The following is a 4,276-nucleotide window of genomic DNA, read 5'->3' on the forward strand; positions in this document are numbered from 1 at the left end:
CCACTGAGTGAAGTGGGTATCGTCGACCCGGCCCGGCGCGAAATTGGGCAAGGTCGCGCCGGTGCCCCAGGATGTTTCCGCCGTCTCGATGAATGCTTCCAGCCGTTCCGGCGGCATCACCCATTTGTGGAAATGCGCATAGCCGCCGTAGAGCACCAGCGCCCGCGTCCGCTCCGGATAGGTGGCGGCGAACAGCATCGCCATCGGCGCGCCTTCCGAGGCGCCGAGGATAGCGGCACGGCCGCTGCCTGTGGCGTCCATCACCGCTCGGACATCGTCCATGCGCGTCTCGAGGCTGGGCAGGTGGCGGGTGTCGACGCGGTCGGATAGCCCGGTGCCGCGCTTGTCGAACAGGATCAGCCGCGAGAAGGCGGAGAGCCGTTTCAAGAGGCGGCTGTAGCCCTCGTCTTCCCAATGCAGGTCGAGATTGGAGATGAAGCCCGGTACGAAGACGAGATCGAAAGAGCCCTGGCCGATCACCTGATAGGCGATCCGCACATCCCCGCTACGGGCGTATCTGGTCTCGATCGGCCTCACGCGAACTACCCCGCCCGGCCAGACGACTTTCTGCCGCCAACCATAGCAGAGCCGTGCCGATAGCGGCAGCTTAAACTTTAGCGGAAAGGAATATAACGCCGTCCGGTCGCTACATCATTCCTGCGAAGCGGCGATATCGGCCGGAAAGGCTGTGACCCCAAGCTTCCTGTCGGCCTCCGCAGGGGAGATCGGCCGCTTGATCCTGGCCGAGGCCGCGATCACCAACGCGTCGAAATCCTCAGCGTCGCCGTCGAGCAGCTCGAAGAGCTGCCGCCGCATCCGGGGTTCCCAGAATTTGTTGATGTGCTCCGCCAGCCCGGCAATGCCTTCCTCGCGCGGCTTCGAGTGGAAGAAGGTGGCGATCTGGTTGGCCATGCGCACCAGCTTTTCCCTGGTGCTGGCGATGTGGTCTTCGTCATGCGACATGCTTGGCAACTCCGGAAGCCACCCGTTCGGGGTGGGTGAAAATATCGAAATCGTCGCCGCGCACCAGCGCCACCAGCGTCATGCCGGCGGCATCCGCCGTGCGGATGGCAAGCGCCGTCGGCGCCGAAACCGCCATGATGATCGAAGCGCCGATGGCGGCCGTCTTCTGCACCATCTCGACCGAGACGCGCGAGGTCACCACGACCGCGCCGCTTGCGCCATCGATGCCTGCCTTGGCCAGCGCGCCGGCGAGCTTGTCCAGCGCATTGTGCCGCCCGACATCCTCGCGCGCCATCACGACGCCCTTGCCGGGCACGTAGAAGCCGGCCGCATGCACCGCGCCGGTCTCGGCATGCAGCGGCTGAACCTTCGACAGCAACCGGACGGCGCTCGTGATGTCTTCCGCTTGAAGCGTAAGTTTTGACGCACCAACTGCCTCGACCGAGCGCATCGCCTCCTCGATGGACTCAATGCCGCACAAGCCGCAGCCGACCGGTCCGGCCAGCCGGCGCCGCCGCGCCTGGAAGCGCGTGTTGGCCTGGTCCTTCAGCCTGATCTGGATGTCGATGCCGGCGCCGAGATCCTCGACCTCGATCGCCTCGATTTCTTTCGGATCGGCGATGATACCCTCGGTCAGCGAGAAGCCGAGCGCGAAATCCTCGAAATCGGCTGGGCTTGCCATCATCACCGCATGCGTGGTGCCGGCAAAGGAGAACGCCACCGGCGTCTCTTCCGGCACCATGCGGTTCGCGGCCGCGGTGCCGCCGGCGCGATGCGCGAGCCGCGTAATTTGCGTCGTCGCTTTGCGGCGCGCGCCCAAGGACTACTCCGCTGCCGCCAGCGGGGCGATACGCCGGCTCTGCTTGGCCTGCTCGTTATAGTCCTTCTGCCAGTCGGTCGGGCCGTTGGACGGCGCCACCTGCACGGCGGTGACCTTGTATTCCGGACAGTTGGTCGCCCAGTCCGAGAAGTCGGTGGTGATCACATTGGCCTGCGTGTCCGGATGGTGGAAGGTCGTGTAGACGACACCGGGCGAGACGCGGTCGGTGATCAGCGCGCGCAGCGTGGTTTCGCCGGAGCGGCTCGCCAGCCGCACCCAGTCGCCTTCGCGCACGCCGCGAACCTCGGCGTCATGCGGATGGATCTCCAGCCGGTCCTCGGCATGCCAAGCAACGTTCTCCGTGCGCCTGGTCTGCGCGCCGACATTGTACTGCGACAGGATGCGGCCGGTGGTGAGCAGCAGCGGATAGCGCGGGCCTGTCCGCTCGTCCGTCGCCACATATTCGGTGCGGATGAACTTGCCCTTGCCGCGCACGAAGCCGTCGACATGCATGATCGGCGTGCCGAGCGGCGCCTTCTCGTTGCAGGGCCACTGCACCGAGCCGACACGGTCAAGCAGCTCGAACGAGACGCCGGCGAAGCTCGGCGTCGTCTTGGCGATCTCGTCCATGATCTCAGACGGATGGGTATAGTTCCAGTCGAGCCCGATGGCGCGGGCAAGCTCCTGCGTCGCCTCCCAGTCGGCGTAGCGCGCCTTCGGCTCGATGACCTTGCGCACCATGTTGATGCGGCGCTCGGCATTGGTGAAGGTGCCGTCCTTCTCGAGGAAGGTCGAACCCGGCAGGAAGACATGCGCGTAGTTGGCCGTCTCGTTGAGGAAGAGGTCGTGCACCACGACGCATTCCATAGCGGCGAGACCGCCGGCGACATGCTTGGTGTCGGGATCGGACTGCAGGATGTCCTCGCCCTGGATGTAGATGCCCTTGAACGAGCCGTCGACGGCGGCGTCCAGCATGTTGGGGATACGCAGGCCGGGCTCGTCGTCCAGCTTCACACCCCACAGGCTCTCATAGATGTCGCGCACCGCTTCGCCCGAGATGTGGCGGTAGCCCGGCAACTCATGCGGGAAGGAACCCATGTCGCAGGAGCCCTGCACATTGTTCTGGCCGCGCAGCGGATTCACGCCGACGCCCGGACGGCCGATATTGCCGGTTGCCATGGCGAGGTTGGCGATCGCCATCACCGTGGTCGAGCCCTGGCTGTGTTCGGTGACGCCGAGGCCGTAATAGATCGCGCCATTGCCCCCCTTGGCGTAAAGGCGCGCGGCACCCCGGATGGCTTCAGGGTCGACGCCGGACAGCTTGCCGACCGTCTCCGGGCTGTTCTCCGGCAGGGCGACGAAGGACGCCCAGTCCTGAAACTCGGCCCAGTCGCAGCGCTCGCGCACGAAGGCTTCGTTGTAGAGGCCCTCGGTGACTATGACATGCGCCAGCGCCGTCAGCACCGCCACATTGGTGCCGGGCTTCAGCGGCAGGTGATAGTCGGCCTCGATATGCGCCGATTTCACCATCTCGGTGCGGCGCGGATCGAGCACGATCAGCTTGGCGCCCTGGCGAAGCCGCTTCTTCAGCCGCGAGGCGAACACCGGATGGGCGGACGCCGGATTGGCGCCGATGATGACGGCGACGTCGGTGAACTCGACCGAATCGAAATCCTGCGTACCGGCCGAGGTGCCGTAGGTCTGGCCGAGCCCGTAGCCGGTCGGCGAATGGCAGACGCGCGCGCAGGTGTCGACATTGTTGTTGCGGAAGCCCTGCCGCACCAGCTTCTGGACGAGATAGGTCTCCTCGTTGGTGCAGCGCGAGGAGGTGATGCCGCCGATCGCGGTGCGTCCATACTGATACTGGATGCGGCGGAATTCCTTCGCCGTGTGGGCGATCGCCTCTTCCCAGCTCACTTCGCGCCACGGATCGGTGATCTTCTCGCGGATCATCGGCGACAGGATGCGGTCCTTGTGCGTGGCGTAGCCATAGGCAAACCGGCCTTTCACGCAGGAATGGCCGTGGTTCGCCTTGCCGTCCTTGTAGGGCATCATGCGGATGACCTCGTCATCCTTCACTTCGGCCTTGAACGAGCAGCCGACGCCGCAATAGGCACAGGTGGTGACAGCCGAGCGCTCCGGCATGCCTTTTTCCAGCACCGTCTTCTCGCGCAGCGCATCGGTCGGGCAGGCCTGCACGCAGGCGCCGCAGGAGACGCATTCCGAAGCGATGAAATCCTCATGCATGCCGGCGACCATGCGCGATTCGAAGCCGCGGCCCTCGATGGTCAGCGCGAAGGTGCCCTGCACCTCTTCGCAGGCGCGCACGCAGCGCGAGCAGACGATGCACTGCGCCGGGTCGTAGGTGAAATAGGGGTTGGATTCGTCACGGGCGATATAGTCGACCGCGAGCGAGCCATGGCCGGGCGCGACGCCGCCTTCTTCCTTGACGTGATTGCGGCCCTCGACGCCGTAGCGGTTTTCGGTCAGACC

4 protein-coding genes are annotated in these 4,276 nt (G+C 65.4%); all 4 read right to left on the reverse strand.

What is annotated here, in order from left to right:
- Positions 1-537: alpha/beta hydrolase (locus tag EOA28_RS26590; RefSeq protein ID WP_148670864.1), on the reverse strand; the 537-nt coding region annotated here is incomplete at its 3' end.
- Between the two features lie 114 nt (positions 538-651).
- The gene (locus EOA28_RS26595; protein ID WP_127249813.1) at positions 652-963 is read right to left on the reverse strand and encodes a formate dehydrogenase subunit delta; all 312 of its coding nucleotides are present in this window, start codon (positions 961-963) and stop codon (positions 652-654) included.
- The gene (gene fdhD / locus EOA28_RS26600) at positions 953-1,783 is read right to left on the reverse strand and encodes a formate dehydrogenase accessory sulfurtransferase FdhD (protein ID WP_127249814.1); all 831 of its coding nucleotides are present in this window, start codon (positions 1,781-1,783) and stop codon (positions 953-955) included. Before fdhD ends, EOA28_RS26595 begins: the two co-directional genes overlap by 11 nt.
- A gap of 3 nt (positions 1,784-1,786) precedes the next feature.
- The coding region (gene fdhF / locus EOA28_RS26605; protein WP_128315446.1) for a formate dehydrogenase subunit alpha at positions 1,787-4,276 on the reverse strand (2,490 nt) is incomplete at its 5' end.

The sequence above is a fragment of the Mesorhizobium sp. M2A.F.Ca.ET.067.02.1.1 genome, assembly GCF_004023285.1.
Taxonomy (GTDB): Bacteria; Pseudomonadota; Alphaproteobacteria; order Rhizobiales; family Rhizobiaceae; genus Mesorhizobium.

What these genes read in the sequence shown, in the direction of transcription:
- EOA28_RS26595 (WP_127249813.1), bottom strand. Translation starts at nt 963, where the DNA reads ATGTCGCATGACGAAGACCACATCGCCAGCACCAGGGAAAAGCTGGTG.